This window comes from Rossellomorea sp. YZS02, from assembly GCF_033963925.1.
Taxonomy (GTDB): Bacteria; Bacillota; Bacilli; order Bacillales; family Bacillaceae_B; genus Rossellomorea.
The window spans coordinates 103,244-123,773 of record NZ_JAXBLY010000003.1 but is presented as its reverse complement, the minus strand read 5'-3'; the positions used below and the strand labels follow the sequence as shown (position 1 = coordinate 123,773).

General features: G+C 45.3%; 19 protein-coding genes. 14 read left to right on the top strand and 5 right to left on the bottom strand.

The window, feature by feature from the left end; genetic code table 11:
• Positions 1–83: 83 nt before the first annotated feature.
• Positions 84–665, top strand: coding sequence for a DUF6944 family repetitive protein (locus SLH55_RS04680; protein WP_320322815.1), 582 nt, complete (start codon positions 84–86; stop codon positions 663–665).
• A gap of 318 nt (positions 666–983) precedes the next feature.
• On the opposite strand, the gene SLH55_RS04675 is transcribed toward SLH55_RS04680, so the two are convergent.
• Complete coding sequence (locus SLH55_RS04675; protein ID WP_320322814.1) at positions 984–2,216, bottom strand: aminopeptidase; 1,233 nt, start codon at positions 2,214–2,216, stop codon at positions 984–986.
• A gap of 236 nt (positions 2,217–2,452) precedes the next feature.
• On the opposite strand from SLH55_RS04675, the gene SLH55_RS04670 reads away from it, so the two are divergent.
• Complete coding sequence (locus SLH55_RS04670; RefSeq protein WP_219167721.1) at positions 2,453–2,845, top strand: hypothetical protein; 393 nt, start codon at positions 2,453–2,455, stop codon at positions 2,843–2,845.
• Positions 2,846–3,000: 155 nt separating this feature from the next.
• Here the strand turns inward: SLH55_RS04670 and SLH55_RS04665 are convergent, their stop codons facing one another.
• Positions 3,001–3,459 carry an RrF2 family transcriptional regulator gene (locus tag SLH55_RS04665; protein WP_219167719.1) on the bottom strand — a complete coding sequence of 153 codons (459 nt, stop codon included), beginning with the start codon at positions 3,457–3,459 and terminating at the stop codon, positions 3,001–3,003.
• Between the two features lie 161 nt (positions 3,460–3,620).
• Here SLH55_RS04665 and hmpA point away from each other — a divergent pair, with 161 nt between their 5' ends.
• Positions 3,621–4,814, top strand: coding sequence for an NO-inducible flavohemoprotein (gene hmpA, locus SLH55_RS04660; protein WP_320322813.1), 1,194 nt, complete (start codon positions 3,621–3,623; stop codon positions 4,812–4,814).
• Positions 4,815–4,919: 105 nt separating this feature from the next.
• Here the strand turns inward: hmpA and SLH55_RS04655 are convergent, their stop codons facing one another.
• The gene (locus SLH55_RS04655) at positions 4,920–5,087 is read right to left on the bottom strand and encodes a hypothetical protein (protein ID WP_179886427.1); all 168 of its coding nucleotides are present in this window, start codon (positions 5,085–5,087) and stop codon (positions 4,920–4,922) included.
• A gap of 185 nt (positions 5,088–5,272) precedes the next feature.
• Between SLH55_RS04655 and SLH55_RS04650 the strand changes: the two genes are divergently transcribed.
• Complete coding sequence (locus SLH55_RS04650; RefSeq protein ID WP_219167713.1) at positions 5,273–5,650, top strand: DnaJ family domain-containing protein; 378 nt, start codon at positions 5,273–5,275, stop codon at positions 5,648–5,650.
• Positions 5,651–5,687: 37 nt separating this feature from the next.
• Here the strand turns inward: SLH55_RS04650 and SLH55_RS04645 are convergent, their stop codons facing one another.
• Both SLH55_RS04645 and SLH55_RS04640 read right to left on the bottom strand, forming a co-directional pair.
• Entirely contained in the window at positions 5,688–5,873 is a 186-nt protein-coding gene (locus SLH55_RS04645; protein WP_226671853.1) for a histidine kinase, read from the bottom strand.
• A 44-nt stretch (positions 5,874–5,917) separates the two neighbouring features.
• Positions 5,918–7,399: a methyl-accepting chemotaxis protein gene (locus SLH55_RS04640; protein WP_320322812.1), complete on the bottom strand. Its 1,482-nt coding sequence runs from the start codon at positions 7,397–7,399 to the stop codon at positions 5,918–5,920.
• A 175-nt stretch (positions 7,400–7,574) separates the two neighbouring features.
• On the opposite strand from SLH55_RS04640, the gene motA reads away from it, so the two are divergent.
• From motA to SLH55_RS04590, 10 genes are all read left to right on the top strand, one after another.
• On the top strand, positions 7,575–8,366 hold the full coding sequence (gene motA, locus SLH55_RS04635; RefSeq protein WP_219167709.1) for a flagellar motor stator protein MotA: 792 nt from the start codon (positions 7,575–7,577) through the stop codon (positions 8,364–8,366).
• Positions 8,353–9,144 (top strand): flagellar motor protein MotB, encoded by a 792-nt coding sequence (gene motB / locus SLH55_RS04630; RefSeq protein ID WP_219167707.1) that lies wholly within the window; start codon positions 8,353–8,355, stop codon positions 9,142–9,144. The genes motA and motB overlap by 14 nt, the downstream gene beginning before the upstream one ends.
• A 314-nt stretch (positions 9,145–9,458) precedes the next feature.
• Positions 9,459–10,850: an alanine/glycine:cation symporter family protein gene (locus tag SLH55_RS04625; RefSeq protein WP_219167705.1), complete on the top strand. Its 1,392-nt coding sequence runs from the start codon at positions 9,459–9,461 to the stop codon at positions 10,848–10,850.
• 362 nt (positions 10,851–11,212) lie between these two features.
• Positions 11,213–12,307, top strand: a complete 1,095-nt coding sequence (locus SLH55_RS04620; RefSeq protein ID WP_320322811.1) for a carbohydrate kinase — start codon at positions 11,213–11,215, stop codon at positions 12,305–12,307.
• A gap of 13 nt (positions 12,308–12,320) precedes the next feature.
• Positions 12,321–13,256: a pseudouridine-5'-phosphate glycosidase gene (locus SLH55_RS04615; protein WP_308807562.1), complete on the top strand. Its 936-nt coding sequence runs from the start codon at positions 12,321–12,323 to the stop codon at positions 13,254–13,256.
• 96 nt (positions 13,257–13,352) lie between these two features.
• Entirely contained in the window at positions 13,353–15,815 is a 2,463-nt protein-coding gene (locus SLH55_RS04610) for a PAS domain S-box protein (RefSeq protein WP_320322810.1), read from the top strand.
• Positions 15,816–16,076: 261 nt separating this feature from the next.
• Positions 16,077–17,393, top strand: a complete 1,317-nt coding sequence (locus tag SLH55_RS04605; RefSeq protein WP_320322809.1) for an NAD(P)/FAD-dependent oxidoreductase — start codon at positions 16,077–16,079, stop codon at positions 17,391–17,393.
• Positions 17,390–18,379, top strand: coding sequence for a class I SAM-dependent methyltransferase (locus SLH55_RS04600; protein ID WP_219167695.1), 990 nt, complete (start codon positions 17,390–17,392; stop codon positions 18,377–18,379). The genes SLH55_RS04605 and SLH55_RS04600 overlap by 4 nt, the downstream gene beginning before the upstream one ends.
• Before the next feature lie 202 nt (positions 18,380–18,581).
• Positions 18,582–19,898 carry a lysine N(6)-hydroxylase/L-ornithine N(5)-oxygenase family protein gene (locus SLH55_RS04595; RefSeq protein ID WP_320322808.1) on the top strand — a complete coding sequence of 439 codons (1,317 nt, stop codon included), beginning with the start codon at positions 18,582–18,584 and terminating at the stop codon, positions 19,896–19,898.
• A gap of 66 nt (positions 19,899–19,964) precedes the next feature.
• Positions 19,965–20,480, top strand: a complete 516-nt coding sequence (locus SLH55_RS04590; RefSeq protein ID WP_219167692.1) for a type 1 glutamine amidotransferase domain-containing protein — start codon at positions 19,965–19,967, stop codon at positions 20,478–20,480.
• The last annotated feature ends 50 nt before the right edge of the window (positions 20,481–20,530 follow it).

The window sequence follows — 20,530 nt, the reverse complement described above, 5'->3', positions numbered from 1 at the left end:
TGATGGTCCTGAGTCCAAAGATACCAATTACAATTCTTTGAATACATTGAATGTATGAACGATGAAAGGATCGGTGGACGGAGGTGATCGATAGACTAATACTCATTACGGGAGTGTGGACTCAGGTAGTCGGGACGGTAATTGCAGCCATCGGTGAAACCATGATCATCCGAGAAGAAAGATTGAATCAGGAGCCTGTCGGACTTCGGTTGGTCTCCATCGGAAATGGATTCGAGGCGGCGGGAAATGCCCTTCAGGCTGTCGGTGCCGAAAAATTGTCAGATGGATCGATAGGGGAAACCTATCGTGTGATCGGTGACTGGATCCAAGCCTCCGGAAACGTAACGAATGTCTATGCGGCCGAGCTCCAATTTTCAGGAAAAGAGCTGGAAGGATTGAATCTGGATATCTTTGGAGATACCGTTCAATCTATCGGTGCGGGACTTGAGGCATACGGAGCTACCTTAAGTACGCGTGCCTATTCACAGCTACTCGCTTATGGGAATACGCTTCAATCCCTGGGTGCAGCCCTTGAAGCGGTGGGAGAAGTATATATTTTAAAGGAAATGAAGGATCTCGGACTTCAGATCACGACATTCGGGAGCTATGCACAGGCAGCAGGAGCGACAATTGCTGCGATTGCGTTGACGAAACAATATGGATAGTGGTGATTTGGAACTGATATTGGCTGGATGCCTGACTACATAGCAGGTGGAAGGAGAATCAGATGGGGTATGAAACGGGAATTGCGTCATTTCTTTAGGTGATTGCGTCAAAATTAAGTTTATTGCGTCGTTTTAATCATATTTGCGTCATTTTCCATTGGGGTTGCGTCAAAAATATGGTTAATTGCGTCTTTTTACAAATTAATCCATTTGATTGAGCGCTCAGTCAAAAAATGCAGCCAAGCCACCCATCAAAAAAAACAAAACCCCCAAAAAGCAGCCAAGCTGCCTCTCAGGGATTTACACTACATAGTAAACTTAAAACGCCCAACCGCCATCACGGAATACTGCTTCCGTCGAGCCGTCTTCTTTTACTCCATCGATGTTCATTTTGTCAGAACCGATCATGAAGTCAACGTGAGTGATACTGTTGTTCAAGCCGTTTTTCTCAAGCTCTTCTTCACTCATTTTCTTTCCGCCTTCGATACAGAATGCATAGGCATTACCGATCGCAAGGTGGTTTGATGCGTTCTCGTCGAATAGTGTGTTGTAGAATAACACGTTCGATTGAGAAATCGGTGATTGATGAGGCACAAGGGCGATTTCCCCAAGATAGTGAGATCCTTCATCCGTATCTACCAGGCGCTTCAGGATTTCTTCGCCTTCTTCAGCCTTCACATCCACGATGCGTCCATTTTCGAATGTGATCGTGAAGTTGTCGATCACGTTACCACCGTAGCTAAGTGGTTTTGTGCTTGATACTGTACCATTTACACCGGTTTTAAGTGGAACCGTGAATACTTCTTCCGTCGGCATGTTGGCCATGAAAGTCGTTCCTTCTTCGTTCACGCTTCCAGCTCCAACCCAAAGGTGCCCTTTCGGAAGTTCGATGGTAAGGTCCGTCCCTGGTGCTGTGTAATGAAGCTTTTGGTAATTCTTTTCGTTCAGGTATTCGACTTTTTCGTGAAGGTTTGCGTCGTGATCCTTCCAAGCCTGTACAGGGTCTGCCTGGTCAGCGCGTACGGCTTTGAAGATCGCGTCCCATAATAGGTCCACTTGCTCTTCTTCAGAAGCATCAGGGAATACTTTTGCAGCCCAGTCTTTAGAAGGAGCGGCAAGTACACACCAGCTCACCTTGTCCGATTGAATGAACTGACGGTATTTGGACATCGCTCTACCGGCAACCTTCTGGAAGTTCGAGATTCGTTCAGGATTTACCCCTTTTAGCAGGTCAGGACTTGAAGAAACGATGCTCATGAATGCAGCTCCGCCTTCAGCAAGCGTTTCTACTTCACGTGCTTTCCACTCAGGGAACTCCTGGAATGCTTCGTCAGGGGCAAGGTCGTATTTCGTACGGTTGACAATATCGTCACTCCAGTTGACGTATACGTGCTTAGCTCCTACTTCATAGGCTTTCTTTACTACTAAGCGGACGAATTCTGCCGAGTCGAGTGAAGTGTTGATGACAAGGGTCTGACCCTTCTGGACGTTCACTCCGACTTCCACTGCAAGGCTTGCGTATTTTTCAAGATTTTGTTGGAAGTTAGTCATATGTATTCTCCTTTTTTTCAGAATGTTCTATTACATTCTTATTGTATCAGTGATGGCACCGTTTGCAAATGTTTACACCTATCTTTGTATCCTGTGTAACAGCGGTGGCAATTATTTGTTCATCACACCGGAAATTATGAACGTTCTATGGAATTGGACGAAGAATCATAGCAACGTTTCGGACAACTATACTATAATGATGGAAGTATGATTTTAAAAAAAAGGGGGAGTACTAAATGCGGTGGCATGTCCTTTTATTACGTATGGCCGCCATCTATGGGTTTATCGGAGCATTTCTCGGGTCTCATATGGCAGGGGCCGGATCATATGCATTCAAGCCGATTCACGCTCATATTTTAGTTGTGGGCTGGTTGAGTTTATTTGCGTATTCTTCCTATTACCGTTCCTATCAGGTGCCGAAATCTTCTAAACTGGCATTTGCCCATGTCTGGTCAGCGATCATAGGGTCGATTGGATTGACCGTCGGGATGTGGATGTATAATCTAAATCCATTCAACCTGCCGTCAAGCTTTACAACGGTATTCTATATTGTCGGGGGAAGCACGTTATTACTCAGCTTTTTCTTATTTATGTTAATGACGTTTACATATAGTGAGAGCAAAGAGTGAAGCGTTCAGCTGCTGATTATTTAACTTTATTCAGCAGCTGAATTTTTGTATGAAATCGGCTGCTGAACTTCTGATACGGTGTAAAACGGATCGTAACCAATCATCTCTTTATACTTACAAAAAAACTCCCCACCCTCCACAGGTGAGAAGTTTCTTCAGGTTGACGTTTCATCCCGCTTCTGTTCCTGAAAAAGGAACCGGTAATCCATCGGGTTCTGAATCAAATCGGACAGGCTATATTCATCGAGTACAGAGAGGTAGGCATTCAATGCTTTGCCGAGTACATGCTTTAATCCGCATACAGGTGTAATGATGCAGGAATTATTTTGGGCATCAAAGCATTCGACAAGATGGAAATCCTCTTCGGTGACCCGGACAAGTTTCCCAATATTTATTTCTTCAGGGGATTGTGCCAGTCTGATCCCGCCGTTTCTGCCCCGGATCGTTTCGATCATCCCCATTTTTCCAAGTTCATACGTCACTTTCATCAGGTGATTCTTTGAGATGCTGTAGGCATCCGCGATTTCTTTTATATTAGAGAGTTCTTCTTTCGGTTTGGAAGCCAGGAAAATCAGGACCCTCAGTGAGTAGTCGGTGTATAAAGTTAGTCTCATGTATCTCACCTTTCCGTTCCGTTATCCCCATTATACAGAAGGAAGTAAGTTTGTGTCTAAATGTGACTGTTTTGTTAAAGGTGTATTTTATATATTGCTTTAATGGTGGAAGAGGAGTAATTTAAAGATGTATTCAAAATATATCTTTAGAGGTGACCATTATGCTATCTCAAAAAACCATTGAAATCGTGAAATCCACTGCTCCTGTCTTAGAAGTGAAAGGAACGGAAATAACGTCCACTTTTTATAAAAATTTATTTAGGGACCATCCAGAATTATTAAATATCTTCAACCATGTCAATCAGAAAAAGGGAAGACAGCAGACGGCATTGGCCAATACGGTTTACGCTGCGGCTCAAAATATCGATAAGCTCGAGAGTATTCTTCCGGTTGTAAAGCAGATTGCCCATAAGCATAGAAGTCTCGGAGTCAAACCGGAGCATTATCCAATCGTTGGAGAGCATTTGCTTCAAGCAATCAAGCAGGTTCTGGGAGAGGCAGCGACAGATGAGATTATTGAAGCATGGGGAGAAGCATACGGAGTCATCGCCGGAGTATTTATCGATGTAGAGGAAGAAATGTATCAGCAGGCGGAATACAGGCACTTTAAACCATTTAGGGTGGCAAAAAAGGTAGTGGAAAGTGAGTGCGTGACTTCTTTCTATCTTCAACCAAAAGATGGAGGTACTGTTCCGACCTTCATGCCTGGGCAATATATCTCTGTCAGGGTGACGATTCCTGGTGAAGAATTCACCCATATCCGCCAATACAGTTTATCAAGTGCACCGCTGGAGAAATTCTTCAGGATTTCCGTAAAAAGAGAAGCAGAACATGATCCAAAAGGGAAAGTGTCTAATTTCTTACATGACCAGATGACAGAAGGAAGCGAGATTGAGGTCAGTGCACCGGCCGGGGATTTTTATTTAGAAGATGGAAGCTCCCCTGTAGCGCTCATTAGCGGAGGTGTCGGCATCACGCCTATGATGAGCATGCTTGAAAGGGTGGCAAGGAACGCGCCTGAACGAAGAACGGCGTTTATTCATGCAAGCAGAAATGAAGGAGTGCACCCTTTTAAAGAAGAGGTCGACAACATCATGGGTGAATTTGAAAATGGGCAAGCCTGCTATATATATGAAAATCCCCGTGATGAATCCGGTGCTCATTTTACAGGCTACGTGAACAAAGACATCCTGAAGCAATATGTGGATGCGGCAACGGAATGCTATGTGTGCGGACCTGCACCGTTCATGAAAGCTGTCATTCAGATGTTACAAGAAATGGGCGTATCTAAGGTCCGTTATGAATTCTTCGGTCCGGCGATGGATTTATCAAAGAAGGAAAGTGTGTCGGTTTAACCTTTTGAAAATAATGGGAATGTGGAGTCTGATGCACCTCCAGATTCCCCGTCCTTTCAACAGGGGCAACAAAAAAACGCTAGGAATCCTAGCGTTTTTTTGTCTTTAATAGCGATGTTCATCATTGTCTTCACGGTTTTTAAACGCTTCTTGTGTCACGATCAGTTCTTCATCGCCCACTGCATCTTCAGAATGTTTAGCGGAAGTACTATTTTGAGGGAAATTCCCTGGATGACCCTTTTTCTTTGATTCGAATGATTTACCACGTGCCATGTGCGCCACTCCTTTTCGTTCGTGATACACGTAGTTTTTCCAGGAGGACTGAAAATATGTGTAAAGGAATTGTCAGAAAATAGACGCATCCTTTACACTCAAAAAACGTGCAAATTGGATATAATGATAGTAACGAGTTACTTGCTGCCAAGAATCAACTGATTCCACTGAATGGAGGGGTAAAGTTGGATTTTTCAATGATTGTATCGGAGCAACGGATCAAGAAAGCGTATGAGGACGGAGAGTTTAGTCATTTGCCCGGATTTGGCAAGCCGTTGAATCTGGACGATGATTTGGGGGTGCCGGAGGAATTGAAGATGGCCCACCGGATGATGAAGAATGCAGGGTACACGATGGATGAAATGAATGTGAAAAAAGAAATGATGCGGATTGAGGACATGATCAGGGCGTGTGAGAATGAGGATGAAAAGCGGGACCTCCAGCAAAGCCTGAATGAGAAGATGCTGAAGTACAACGGCATGCTTTCTAAAAAGCGGGTCAATACAAATAGTTCGCTCTTCAAGAATTATGAACATAAATTAGAAAATAAGCTTCTGAAATAACAAAAGACCACTTTCTTCCCGGAAAGTGGTCTTTTCCTTATTTCGGCTCCTTGTCTTCTTTAAATAAGAAGAAGGAAATCACTCCGGAGAGGAGCGTGCCCCCGATGATGAGCATGATCTTAGAGCCAAGCTCGATCTCGGAATAGTATTTGCCTAGCATCCAATAAGAAGCAACGGCTACAAGGATCATGATGGGAATGATCATGGTGAATCGTTTATCCAAAAGTGCCACATCCTTTAAATCTGCTTCCTTTAGTTTACCACAGATTAGGCGTTGACACTGTTCTGAATCCGTTCTGCACTTGTGGCAGTATCTTGAACATATTGAGCGATCGTCCGGTTGTCACCATGAAGGGTTTCTATGGTGGCACTGATTTCTTCAAGGCCCGCAGATGTCTGTTGGATGACGGCTGCCAATTCCTTCGTTGACAGCTCGGCTTGTTCCGTCTCTCCCCTTACTTCAGAAGCGGTGGACGTTAGGCGTTGAAACTCGTTTGAGAGTGCGTCAAGCTTCTCGCGGAGTGTCGTGAAATAGGATGTCACTTCTCCTGTTGCCCCTACGTTTTCATTGAGTTTTTCAGAGCTCAGATTCATGATTTCAACGGCAGAAGAGTTCACGGCGTTCACGGAAGCCAGGTTGTCGTTGATGCGTGTCGCTGTGTTCCGCGTGATTTCCGCCAATTTCCGGATTTCATCGGCCACGATACTGAATCCGCGCCCTGCTTCCCCTGCCCTTGCAGCCTCAATGGATGCATTTAGAGCCAGTAGATTGGTTTGATCCGTAATATCCTGGATGCTTCCGATAAAGGTATTGGTTTCTTCGATTTTACTTGTTAACTCTTTAAAGGTTTGATGAAGGCCTTCAATAATATTTTTCAGCTCGATCATGTTTTCCTGAAGATCTATGACTCGTTCGCTTCCTGAAACGGCTAAGCTATTCGCATCGTTGGAGTGTGAGGTAAGATCGTCCGAAAGCCTTGCCACTTCTTCCATTTTACTCATCGTCGTTTCCGTCACGAGAGCGATGTTATTGATTTGATCGCTTTGAGTGACACTTCCAGCAGAAATTTCATTCACAGCTGTCTTCATCTCATCATGTGAGACCAGGTGGGTTTGGACCTGTTGGTTGATTTGGCTGATGCTCGATGAGATGGTCGCTAATTCTTTTTGTAAAAAGTTTCGCTGATCTTCTTTTTTCTTACTTTCATTTTCTGTGGTGTGGATAAATTCCTGCAGCTGCTTAAATTGCCCTCGATTCAGTTGGATGACGACTGCGAGGACGATGCCGAGCAGCACATAGCTCAATAGCGCAGGGACGAATAATTCGGCGAAAATCGGATCTCCCTCAGGTGCCAGCACACCATTCATCACGAGCAGTACGAGACCGGAAGTAAAGCCGATTCCGAAGATAACAGGATTAAAGTGAATGGCGCTGATCACAGCTAAAAATAAAAGAATAACTAAATCGGGAGGATTGGATCCTTCAAGAAATAGCCAGATTCCCATGATGAGATAGACTGTAGGGATGCTGAAGTATACAAAGAGATTCGGTTTTTTAAGAATTAATTGAATGACAACAAAATATCCGGCCAGTACCAGGATCTGTGTAGCAAATACAGCTACTGTGATGGTGCCCGATTCATGTAGTATGGAATACATAAGGGCAGCTGCCAGGCTGATTCCGTACGTAATCAGTAGCAGAAGGTTCTTTCTTTTACTATCGACTTCTTTCAATTGCTTAGGGGTCATGACTTTCTCTCCTTTTAATAAAATCCCGTATATTCCATATATCGACAAAAACGGTTGCGCTTACATAGGGTTTTACAGTGATTTGAAAGAAAATTTCGAATCAAACTTTCCTCAATAATCAGTAGTTCCATCCGATATTAGTAATAGACTACGATGAGTAAGGTGGAGCGATCAGATGGATAAGACGTCTTTAATAGGAGTCATTTTAGGATTGATAGCGGTTGGAGTGGGGATGGTGTTCAAAGGTGTAAGCCTTGTGGCCTTATTGAACCCTGCAGCCATTTTAATTATTGTACTGGGCACGGTTGCCGCTGTGACCATTGCCTTTCCGACACATGAGATTAAAAAAGTACCGAAGCTTTTCGGGATTCTGTTTAGAGAACAAAAATTGCAGGACCCGAAACAAACGATTCAATTCTTTTCACAAATAGCCGACCTTGCCAGGAAGGAAGGATTACTTGCCCTTGAAGCAAAGACACAGGAAGTGGACGATCCATTCCTTAGGGACGGACTTTCATTGGCGGTGGATGGACAAAGTGGTGATTACATAAGGGATGTACTGCATGAAGAGATCGACGCAATGGAAGAGCGGCACTCAGCAGGAGCCCTCATCTTTACACAGGCAGGAACGTACGCACCCACTCTTGGGGTGTTGGGGGCGGTCATTGGATTGATTGCGGCCCTCAGTCATATGGACAACACGGAAGAACTTGGACATGCGATTTCAGCGGCATTCGTTGCCACACTCCTCGGGATTTTCACGGGATACGTTCTGTGGCACCCTTTTGCCAATAAGTTAAAAAGAAAATCGAAGGTGGAGGTTCAGATGAAAATGATGATGGTGGAAGGAATCCTGTCCATCATCGAGGGAGAGTCTCCCCGTGTCATTGAACAGAAGCTGGCTTCCTATTTACCTGCAAGTGAACGAATCATGTTACTAAAGGGGGATGAGGATGAGGCGGCGTAAAAAGAAACATGACGACGAGCACATGGATGAATCATGGCTGATTCCATATGCCGACTTACTTACCCTGTTACTGGCCCTCTTCATCGTCCTGTATGCTTCAAGCTCGGTGGACGCTCAGAAGTTCAAAGAGCTCTCACAAGTTTTCAATGAAATCTTCACCGGGGGCACGGGAATGATGGAGTATCCAAGCCCTGTGGCACCTCAGCAATCAAGTGATCAGGTAGAGAAACAAGCTGCATCACTGAATCAAAAAGAAGATAAAGAGAAGGAACTAAGTAAAGAAGAGCTCGATAAACAGGCATTCATGAAGGATCAGGAAGAGTTGAAGGAAATCCAGAAAAAGATTAACGAATATATTAAAACGAATAATCTGGAGGTTCAATTCATCACTAAATTGACGGATGAGGGCTTGCTCCTGACCATTCGGGATAATGTTTTATTTGATTCGGGATCTGCTACAGTTCAGGGCAGTGATCTGAGCGTGGCCGGAGAGCTATCGGACCTCCTCGTCATGAATCCGCCGCGGAACATCATCATCAGCGGTCATACTGACAATGTGCCAATCAGGAATGCGGAGTTCGAATCGAATTGGGAGCTCAGCGTCATGAGGGCGGTCAATTTCATGAAAATCATTCTGGACAATCCAGAGCTTGATCCCCAATGGTTTAGTGCGAAAGGCTTCGGTGAGTTCGAGCCCATCGCCGATAACGGAACGGCAGAGGGACGTGGACAAAACCGCCGGGTGGAAGTATTGATCCTGCCAAGGGTGACTGAATAGAAGAGAATCTGCAGCCGTTTATAGGCTGCAGATTTTTCTGTATTGTGACGTATTTCCGGGGAAATGGGAAAATCATGTCGAAGGGCCGTACTGACTCTATCATCGATTGATGAACACATATCGCACAGCATTTGTTGCTTATTCTTCCTATTATGTTTCACTGTTCCTATTTTAGGGAAAAGTCTGGAAAAGCAATTAGAAGCAGTGGCTAATTTTTCAGGATTTGGGGGTTGCTCGACTACATACATACTTAGATATTTCCCCCTGCTTTATTCCAAACGTTAGCCAGTGCCTCTAGCAAAGGAGGAGCATAATTGGATACGTTTTTTGACATCATAGGTAAAGTTTCGGCATGGTTATGGGGTCCACCGTTGATCATCGTCCTTGGTGCAACAGGGTTGTATTTAACATTTTTATTGAAATTCATACAATTCCGGTATCCTCTGTACATTTTTAAGCAAACGGTGGGAAGCGTGTTTAAAAAGCCGAAGGGAGAAGGAACCGTCACTCCCCTGCAGGCATTGACATCGGCACTGTCGTCCACGATCGGGGCAGCGAACATCGTCGGTGTACCGGCTGCGATCATGTTCGGTGGTCCTGGAGCCGTCTTCTGGATGTGGGTGATTGCCCTGATCGGTATGGCCCTTAAATTTTCAGAAAGTGTCCTTGCGGTTCGATACCGTGAGAAGAATGAAAAGGGAGAGTATGTGGGCGGTCCCATGTACTACATGACAAAGGGACTGAATATGAGATGGCTTGGCGTCTGGTTCGCTTTTGCCCTCATGATCGAATTGATCCCAAGTGTGATGGTGCAGGGGAATGCCGTTGCATCTACTGTGGAAGAAACGTTTAATATAAACGGTCTGATTACGGGGATTATCGTTGCCCTCATTGTCGTATTGATTGTTTTCGGAGGGATTAAACGAATCGGTAAGGTAACGGAAGTATTCGTTCCCTTCATGGCCCTGATCTATGTCGGCAGCGCACTGGTGATCCTGTTTATGAACGTCGATGCCGTACCAGAGTTTTTCAGTCTGATCCTGTCCAATGCCTTCCAACCAATGTCGGCAATGGGTGGTTTTGCCGGAGTGGCTGTGGCTGAGACGATCCGCTGGGGATTTGCCCGGGGACTATACTCTAATGAGGCAGGTCTTGGAACAGCACCGATCGCCCATGCGGCCGCACAAACAGATCATCCTGTACGACAGGGGCTTTGGGCGATTGTTGGAATCGTAATCGATACAATCATCGTCTGTACAGCTACCGCTTTTGTCGTATTATCGTCCGGTGTCTGGACGGCGGAAAACGCCCTCGACGATCCGTCAGCTCTGACAACTGAGGCATTCACAAATTATTTCGGGGAATTTGGCGGGATTCTCGTCACGGTTTCATTAATCTTCTTCGTCCTGTCGACAATCATTGTCATCGTCTTTTATGGAGCCAAACAGGCAGAATTTCTGTTCGGCTGGAAGGCTTCACAGGCAATCAAAGTAGTTTACACCGTGGCCATTGTCCTTGGGTCCGTCGGGGCGGCAAAGGTCATCTGGCAGTTCCTTGATCTGGCCCTTGCAGCCATCCTTATTCCGAATATCATCGCGGTCCTTCTCCTGAGCAAGGAAGTGAAGAGGCTCACGGATGAGTTCTTTACGTCCGACGAATATTACCTGAAAGATACAGGAAAAGTGAAAGATAAGAAAGTATCTTAATATAAAGACAAAAGAGTTATAGCTCAATGAAAATCCGAACGATTATTCGATATTCTTTGATGAAGATCGAATTTGTTCGGGTTTTTATTTTCTGGCTGTTTTCGCAAAGCCTGAGGAGGCTCACCGCCAGCCCCGCGGAAAGCGAGCACCTGTAGCGGAAATCAACCGCCACTCGCTACATCCAAAAGCAACAATGTTTACGATAACCGCCTATTTTCAAACCACAAAATGTACTATTTATTGGAATTTTTTAGCTGGAGGTCAAACGTCTTTTATTAATTTTCATCTTCCAACTTGTGTAAACCAAAACAAAAGTTTAGAATATTAACAAAAGTTACTTTTCTTTATAGGGGTGGGAGAAAGTGAACGAAAAAGAAAAGCTTTTACTGTCTTACATTGAAGAGAATCCATTCATGACACAGCAGGAATTATCAGAGAGAAGCGGGATTTCGCGCTCGGCAGTGGCCGGCTATATTTCTAATCTGGTGAAGCAGGGGAAGATTCTAGGAAGAGCGTACGTGATGCCGAATAAAAACGGGATCACGTGCATAGGGGGAGCCAATATCGACCGTAAGATGCGGCTTGAGGATACGCTGATACCTGAAACATCAAATCCTGCGAAGACTGAGCAAACGAGTGGTGGAGTAGCACGGAATATTGCCGAAAACCTCGGGAGACTGGGGAGAGAAGCGAATTTAATCACCGTGGTGGGGGAAGACACAGAAGGCAGCTGGCTTCTGCAGCAGACAAAGTCATTTGCCGACGTCTCAGCTTCCCATAGGCGAATGAATGAAAGTACAGGGGCATACTCGGCTATATTGGATGAACGTGGTGAAATGATGTTCGCCCTTGCTGATATGAGCATTTATGAAAGCGTTGACATCGGGTTCATTGAGAAAAGGTGGGGGATGATTTCATCTTCGGAAATGGTGCTGCTGGACACGAACTTCCCGGAAGAAGTGCTCATTTATATTATCCGCAGGTGTCAATCCGAAGGGATTCCATTGACGGTGATCCCCGTGTCTGCTCCCAAGGTAAAGAAATTACCTTCTTCATTAGAAGGTGTTACCTGGTTCATCTGCAACAAAGGGGAAGCGGAGATGTATCTGGACATGAAGATCGAAACAGAGGGGGATTATTTTAAAGCAGCCAAGGAACTGACCTTAAGGGGAGCTGAGCGGGCGGTCATCACCCGTGGAGATCAGGGGTTGATCTATTACACCACATATAAAGAGGCGACGGCCATCCTGCCTCCAAGAGTGGAGGTCGAGGACGTGACAGGAGCAGGGGATGCTCTTGTCGCTGGAATATTATTTGGCTATTTGAAAGGATCTGATACAGATGGAGCCTGCCGAATCGGTGTAATTTGTTCGTCGATCACTCTTCAGTCAAGATACACGGTGGCACCTACTTTGAATACAAGCAAGCTACAACAGGAATTCAGTCTTTATTATTAAGGGGGAAATGTGCGTGAATCTAGAGGCATATGTAGAATATTCAGAAGAGGTAAAAGAAGCGAAGAAACAAGGCTTTCCCATCGTGGCATTAGAATCCACGATTATTTCACATGGCATGCCATACCCGCAAAATGTCAGGACCGCAAGGGAAGTGGAGGATATTATTCGCTCCAGGGGGGCTGTACCTGCAACGATTGCGATACTGAATGGAAAGATTAAAATCGGTCTGTCTCCTGAAGAACTGGAATATTTAGGGCAGGCAAGCGGCGTCATCAAGGCGAGCCGCCGTGATATACCATATATCCTAGCCTCAAAAAAAGACGGGGCGACAACGGTGGCGGCAACGATGATCTGTGCAGAGATCTCCGGTATCGCTCTGTTTGTGACAGGGGGCATCGGTGGTGTGCATCGGAATGCAGAGGTGACCATGGACATTTCGGCGGACCTTGAGGAGCTTTCCGGCACAAGTGTGGCTGTCGTTTGTGCAGGAGCCAAGTCCATCCTGGATATCGGATTGACCATGGAATATCTGGAGACAAAGGGGGTACCGGTGATAGGGTATGGTACAGACACGCTGCCTGCCTTTTATACGAGGACCAGTCCTTACTCCGTAAACTACAAAGTAGAATCGGCAAAAGAGATGGCGAGTATATTAAAGGCGAAATGGGCTCTTGGCCTAAAAGGTGGGGTAGTAATCGCAAATCCGATTCCTGAAGAAGATGCCCTGGATGAAAGCGAAATGGCCTCCATCATCGAACAAGCACTGAAGGAAGCGGATGAACAAGGGATCAAAGGGAAAGAAGCAACGCCTTTCCTGCTTGGGAAAGTGAAAGAGTTGACCGATGGGAAAAGCCTGACAGCGAATATTGCCTTGGTGAAGCATAATGCCCATGTCGGGGCTGAGATTGCGGTTCGATATTCAGAGATGAATCGTGTAGGAACATTTTAATTTCATTGATAATAGATAACCCGGGCAGATGGGGATGTCCGGGTTTTTGTTGTGAATTGACATTCACCATTTATATGTAGGTGGAGGTAGGGTAAAATGATGGTAAATAACGTTACGAAAAAGGAAGGTACTATGGCTGAAATGCACCCCTATCATGCATTGAATGTTGATTCAATTCCCGTCCCTGCAGCAATCATCGATGTGAACAATCCATCCTATATAGAAGAAAATGAAGAGTGGAGAGGAATCATCCTGAAAGAAGACAATCTTCTATCGAAAATAATAGAGGAAGAGGACTATTCAATCCGCTTGAACCATCAACCTTACGGGTTCAAACGCAAGCGGCTGGATGAATCCAAAGTATTGGTCATGATGATTCCTAAGGGAATGAAACGTGAAGATTCATCCCACTCCCAATCGGCAGTGTATGAATCCCTCATCCACAATACTCCGACTTGTGTGTGTATCATTGATAAAAACGGAAAGGTCATGGAAATGAATCATTCATTCCAGAAACTGTTTCACATTTCCGATGCCATTCTGGGTGAGCCCTTGTGTAAGCAGCAGCCCCTGGAGAACGAATCATTCATAAGCATTGTCATGAATGGATTGAAAGGCTTGAATACGACTGGTGAAGAAGTGACGTTCGATATGGAGAATCAACGTAAGATTACATGCAATATCACCATTTCACCTGCAAATTATAAGAGTGATGGAACCGTCGACAGTGTGGGGATCATCCTACATGATATTACAGAGAAGAAAAAATATGAAAATGAATTGATGTCTCTGAAAGTCGAACTGGAAAATACACTCCGCCTTCAGAAGACGATCACATATAAAATCAAGAAAAGCAATCATGACTTCGTGATTGAAATGGCAGCAGGAGAACTTTTGAAGAAGCTGAACCTGACCCCTTCCAAAGTCATCGGGAAAACGATCCAGGAAGTGTTCGATTCCCATCATTTAGGAAAGATACAACCGAAACTAAAGCGGATCTGGGAAACAGGGGAAGAATTGACGTATGAAGATGAATACAAAGAATTAGAGTATTTGGCATCCATTGTCCCGGTATTACGACATGGTACAGTCGTGGAAATCATCGTTTCCATTTCGGATATTTCACTGATCAAGGATATTCAAAGGAAGCTGATCGAAAGCGAGCAAAAATATAAATCAATCGTCAAATACAGCCCGGATAATATCTATATGGTCGACACAATGGGGGTCATACAAGAAGTGAACCCTGCTGTGAAAACGCAGTGGGATCATATTTCACCGCAGATGATCGGCAGCCATTTCAGTGAATTCATCGCCAGGGGCAGCCGGGAGACGGCCATCAAACAATTCGAAGTCGCCCTCAGAGGAGAAGCATCAAGATTTGTGACCACCTTCGAAAATGGGGAAGGTGGGAAAAGTCATGTAGCGGTCACCAATATCCCCATCCGTGTTAAAAATGAGGTCATTGGCATCTATGGGTTCGGTCAGGACATCACGGAGAAACTAAAGATGGAAGAAGAGCTGAAAGAAGCGAAAGAATTGCTTGAAGCGTACTTTGAACATGCGGGAGACGGAATCGCCCTTCTTGATCCGGAAGGAAATGTATTAAAGGTAAATCAACAATTTGAATCCATGTTCGGCTGGTCGAAGGATGAAATCACTGGAGAGGTGATCACTTTCCTTCACCAGGAAGAGCAGGTCGGACAATTCAAACAGAATCTTGCCACGGTGAAAGCCGGGAAGCGGATCAAAGATTATGAAACCGTCCGTTACCGGAAAGACGGCTCCCCGGTGGAGATCGCCTTTAATATGAATCCGATTTTAAACGACAATGGACGCTTGATTGGGATTTCAGCCATCATTCGTGATCTATCCGAAAAGAAACGGAATGAAGACTTGCTTAAGAAGTCAGAGCAGCTAGCGATGATTGGGCAGCTTGCAGCTGGTGTGGCCCATGAAATCAGGAACCCTTTGACTACACTGAAAGGCTTCCTTCAGCTCATGAAGGAAAATGCAGAGGATGATTTCTACCTTGGTGTCATCCAAGGAGAGCTTGATCGCATCGAAATCATCACCAATGAATTCTTGGCTCTGGCGAAACCAAGGGCCGTCAAATTCTCCCTTACATCTTTGACGACCCTCCTCACAAGCTCGGTCGAATTCATCAAGATGGAGTGCCTCAAGCAGGGAGTGGACGTGAGATTCTCAGTGGAAGAAGCTGAGATCTACTGCGATTCCCATCAAATGAAACAGGTCATTTTGAACGTGATGAAAAATGCCCTTGAAGCCATGCCTTCAGGCGGACTCCTCAGCGTGCAGCTTGAGAAAGACGAGGGATACGGTAAGATCACCATCCAGGATAATGGAAACGGAATACCACCTGAACGTATGAAACATCTTGGCGAACCGTTTTACAGCACGAAAGAAAAAGGGACGGGACTCGGATTGATGATTTGTCAGAAAATCATTAAAGAGCATCACGGCTCACTATCCATCCAAAGCAACGTAAGCGAAGGTACCACTGTCACGATCCTGTTGCCAATTTCAAAAGAGAAATAAAACGTACTCTACGATGAGAGATGAATCTTGTCGTAGAGTTTTTTTGTTTAAACGGATCATGTCGATAATTCAAGGAAGATATTCCGACAAAAACCAATTTTATCTCGCTGTAATAGCTGATATTTTCCGGGAAATAGTGGGTTCTACAAAATTCTTCAGGACGCCGCCACAGTATAAAAAGTGTCACATCATGGGGAGAGCACATCTGCAAGTTTCAACATCCTGGAAATGGGATAAAGAATTGGAAAGAGGTGAGAAGAGATGAAGACGAACGTCTTTATAAGCGGTGGAGGGATTGGCGGACTTACCCTCGGGTTGAAACTTGCCCGTTGTAACATTGATGTAACCGTCGTGGAACGGTTACCGGGGCCGGGTTCAGTCTACAAAGGTGAGCTACTACAGCCGAAAAGTCTGGAAATATTCGATTCCCTGGGAGTCATAGATGCCGTCCTTCATAATGGTCATAGCATTTCTGATCTGGAATTGATCGAATTGAAGCAGGCAAAATCGAAGGCGGACCATTCAACGATGAGCTATTCGATCCTCCCCACACCTTATCCGTTTTCTCTTATGATCCACCACGAAACGCTGAAGGATATCCTGCGGAAGAAGGGGGAGGAATATCCGACCTTCCATTATCGGCCGAATACCGTCTGCAAGAATATCAACAAGCGTATGGTGACCATAGAGGACCGCGAGACGAAGGTGGAACAAGAGATTCATAGTGACTTCATTATCGGGGCAGAGGGAAGGAGCTCCGTAACCCGCGACTATATGGGGGTGGATGTGAAGGAGAAAAAGTACAATCATCATTTCCTGACCGTCACATTCCCGCGTCCAAAAGATATGACGAAAGGCAGGATCGTTTCTACATATCAATCATTCTTAGGTCTGTTTCCCCTCCCGGACAATGAGGTGAGATCCGTTTATCTCATCCCGGCAGGTGAGTACAAAACCCTTCGAAAAAAGCCGGTATCGGAGTTTCATAAACTGTATATTGAAATGTGCCCGGATCTTGCCGGCTATGTGGATCAAATAGGAGATTGGAAGAAAATCCAGCTAATGGTCCCGCTGAAATATCATGCGGAAACTTATGTGAAAGATCATCTTGCCCTTATTGGGGACGCGGCCCACACGGTGCATCCGATGGCAGGGGAAGGAATGAATATGGCGATCCAGGATGGGAGCATCCTCGGAGAGCTGCTGTGTGACATGTATGCAGATGGAAAGTTGGATCCCGTTAATCTTGAATGGTATCCAAAAGTCAGAAAGAGGCGGGTTGCACACCAAATGCATCTCAGTCATTTATCCGCCCTCGTCTACTCCTACCCATATCGCCCGGTCGGCTGGCTGAGAAATAAGAGCCTTCAGAGAATGGAAAAGGATTCGATTTCCCATTACAAACAGATGCTGAACATATCGGGTCTCGGAATGTGGCGGGAATCCATTCACGACAGGTTGATTCAGGGGGGGATGCTCCCGATCAGGCATGATTCCCTAACCGAAGAAAAGAAAATAACGACTACATTTACTAGAGATCAAGATTATCCCTGGAAAGGAAAGGAGGCGTTACAATGATTGGAGAAATGGTGAAAGTATGGAGGGCAAGAACCTGGATGAAGAAGAATGTCCCGTTCCTTTACAGCTGGCATGCTTATGTCGGATACGAGATGGACTTGTTCGACAGTTTTACAGAGCCTGCGTCCATCCAGGAAGTGGCCCTCTCGAGAAACATTGAAATGGACCTCCTTGAACAATGGGTGGAGGTAGGCATCACCATCAAGCATCTTAAACGGGTGGAAGCTGAGAAAGTCACGACGAGAAACAGATGGAAGCTTCCGACTTCAAAGAAAGATCCCCATTCTTCAGGGATCCTCCTGAAAGAGATGATGGAGCTGCATATACCGGCCCTTTTATCTTATCCTCAGTTGCTGCGGAACCAGACGAAACAGCACTTTAATTCGGATGTACATGGCGCAACCGTCGCGAAGACGTCGATCCTGCTGGAACGCTTTGCCTTTCCAAAGGTACAGAAAGCGATAAAAAAATACAACGTTGATTCCATCCTGGACTTAGGATGTGGTGAAGGCGGATATGTGAAAAGAATAGGGGACCGTTATCCTGACAAGAGAATGGTCGGGATTGAAATCCATGAAGCCGTCGCCAAGGCAGCGGAAGAATCCCTTCAAGATTTTCAAAACGTGGAAATCCTCTGTAAGGACCTCCATGAATATGAACCCCAGAAGCGTTTTGACATGATCATGGCCAACAATCTTTTTCACTATATCGATCCATCGGAGCGGCTGAAGTTTTTTGAAAAGGCCTCAACCTGGCTCGAGGGGGATGGGTTGTTCTTCGTCCTGACCCCGATGCAGAAGTCCAAGCATGGAAAGCAATTTTCAAGTGCTTTCAACAGCTTCTTCATGACATTCCAGAACCTTTATCCAATCCCGTCCCAGAAGGAGATGGAGACCCTTGCGGGGAAAACCGATTTTAAAGTCGAGTCCGTGGAACCGATTGTGAAAGAAGGCGGATGGTATGTGATGATTTTCAGGAAAAACTGATCCTTGTGGGGGGATTGGTTTTTTTGTTTGGGTGAGTTCAGCTGCTGAATAATGGATGAAAATCAGCAGCTGAAATGAAAGTCATAATCAACAGCTGAATCCCCGAGCCCATCCAAACAAATTAATTTCCCAAAACAGGATAGCCTCCCATCATTTTAGGGTAAGAATAAAAAAGTAGATTCTGAATGTGGAGGAGAGCCAATTGAGTAGACAAGACATGCATGATTGTATCGGGATTGGAATCGGGCCATATAACTTGAGCTTGGCGGCCCTGATGGAAGAGAAGACGGATCTGAAGGTGAAGTTTTTCGATCAGACACCTGAATTTCAGTGGCATCCCGGGATGCTGATCAACCTGACGGATCTGCAAGTACCGTTCATCGCGGATCTCGTGACGTTTGCGAATCCTCAGAGCCGGTACAGTTATTTGAATTATTTACATACTCATAATCGTTTATATAAATTTTTCTTTTTTCAGAAGTTTGAAATGCCGCGGCAGGAGTATAATGACTATGCCAGATGGGTGGTGGGGCAACTCGGTTCCTGTCAATTTCACAGTGAAGTGATCGGGGTCACGGATGTTGGGGACTGCTATAAGGTTGAGGTGGATAACAGATTAAGGGATGTACGTGAAGTCTATTATGCAAAGCATGTGGTGATGGGGACTGGAAGCAAGCCTCTTATCCTGGATGGGATGGAAGGTCTTCCGGATGAAGACGTCCACCATACGAGCAAGTACCTGTTTCATAAGAGTGCAACGATGGAAGGATCCACCATCACCATTGTGGGATCCGGTCAAAGCGCCGCTGAGGTATTCTTCGATTTATTGAAGGAGCAGGAAAATCATTCGTACCAGCTGACATGGCTTACCCGATCAGAAGGGATCCTTCAGCTTGAATCGTCAAAGCTCGGTCAGGAATTCTTCGCCCCTGACTATGTGGATTACTTCCACGGATTGACGTTTGAAAAGCGTGAGGAAGCTTTGGGGACACTGGATCAGCTCCGGAATGGAATCGATCCGGATACCCTCAACAACATTTACAACATTCTTTATAACCATTCAGTCAGCGATCAATCACCGAGCATTACCATACAGCCCCTTACTGAAGTGAATAAGATCCATCAAGAAGAAGAAGGTTATGTTTTGAACTGCCGTCAATGGCAGGAGGATCGTGATTTTTCCTATCAAAGTGATAAGGTGATCCTCGCAACGGGATATAAACCCAATATACCGAGCTGGTTTATGGATGAATTTGAGGAAAGAATTGTATGGGAAGACGAGATGAAATTTAAGGTGTCGAGAAACTATAAGCTTCAGTTCAAAGAGAAACCGGACCGTGAACATCATTTCTATACAGTGACGAATCTGGAGCATTCCCACGGTGCAGGGGCGACGAATCTAGGACTCGCCGTTGACCGGAACATCCAGATCATCAATGACATCGTGGGGGAAGAGGTATATGAAGTGCAGAGGAATACAATCTTTTCTCAATTTACGATGGATAAAAAAGGGTTTTAATCTATGCCAAGAGGGTAAAGTACAAGTGTGATAAAAATTAAACCATTATTAGGAGTGTTTCATTTTATGGCTAAGATCGCAACGTTAATTACCGATATGTTTGAAGACGTAGAATTTACAGATCCTGAGAAAGCGTTTAAAGAAGCAGGTCACGAAGTCGTGACGATTGAAAAGGAAAAAGGCAAATCAGTCAAGGGTAAGCAGGGGGATGCAACGGTGAAGATCGATGAAAGCATCGACAACGTCAATCCATCAGACTTTGATGCCCTGTTATTACCAGGTGGATTCTCTCCGGATCAGCTCCGTGCAGATGACCGTTTCGTGAAGTTTGCAAAGCATTTCATGGATGAGAAGAAGCCGGTATTCGCTATTTGCCACGGTCCGCAATTACTGATTACGGCAAAAGCGCTGGAAGGACGGAAAGCAACGGGCTTCAAGTCCATCAAGGTGGATATGGAATATGCAGGCGTGACGTATGAGGATAAAGAAGTCGTCGTATGCGGGAATCAACTCGTCACAAGCAGGACTCCGGATGATATTCCGGCATTCAACCGTGAATCACTGGCGCTTCTTTCAAAATAGGACAAGTAAATGAAAGGGGACATTCCCCAAGGTATTTCATACCTTTGTGG

Bases quoted from the DNA above. Each gene is read 5' to 3' on its own strand.
- SLH55_RS04675 (WP_320322814.1), bottom strand. From the start codon at position 2,216: ATGACTAACTTCCAACAAAATCTTGAAAAATACGCAAGCCTTGCAGTG.
- SLH55_RS04670 (WP_219167721.1), top strand. From the start codon at position 2,453: ATGCGGTGGCATGTCCTTTTATTACGTATGGCCGCCATCTATGGGTTT.
- SLH55_RS04665 (WP_219167719.1), bottom strand. From the start codon at position 3,459: ATGAGACTAACTTTATACACCGACTACTCACTGAGGGTCCTGATTTTC.
- hmpA (WP_320322813.1), top strand. From the start codon at position 3,621: ATGCTATCTCAAAAAACCATTGAAATCGTGAAATCCACTGCTCCTGTC.
- SLH55_RS04655 (WP_179886427.1), bottom strand. From the start codon at position 5,087: ATGGCACGTGGTAAATCATTCGAATCAAAGAAAAAGGGTCATCCAGGG.
- SLH55_RS04640 (WP_320322812.1), bottom strand. From the start codon at position 7,399: ATGACCCCTAAGCAATTGAAAGAAGTCGATAGTAAAAGAAAGAACCTT.
- motA (WP_219167709.1), top strand. From the start codon at position 7,575: ATGGATAAGACGTCTTTAATAGGAGTCATTTTAGGATTGATAGCGGTT.
- motB (WP_219167707.1), top strand. From the start codon at position 8,353: ATGAGGCGGCGTAAAAAGAAACATGACGACGAGCACATGGATGAATCA.
- SLH55_RS04610 (WP_320322810.1), top strand. From the start codon at position 13,353: ATGATGGTAAATAACGTTACGAAAAAGGAAGGTACTATGGCTGAAATG.
- SLH55_RS04605 (WP_320322809.1), top strand. From the start codon at position 16,077: ATGAAGACGAACGTCTTTATAAGCGGTGGAGGGATTGGCGGACTTACC.
- SLH55_RS04600 (WP_219167695.1), top strand. From the start codon at position 17,390: ATGATTGGAGAAATGGTGAAAGTATGGAGGGCAAGAACCTGGATGAAG.
- SLH55_RS04590 (WP_219167692.1), top strand. From the start codon at position 19,965: ATGGCTAAGATCGCAACGTTAATTACCGATATGTTTGAAGACGTAGAA.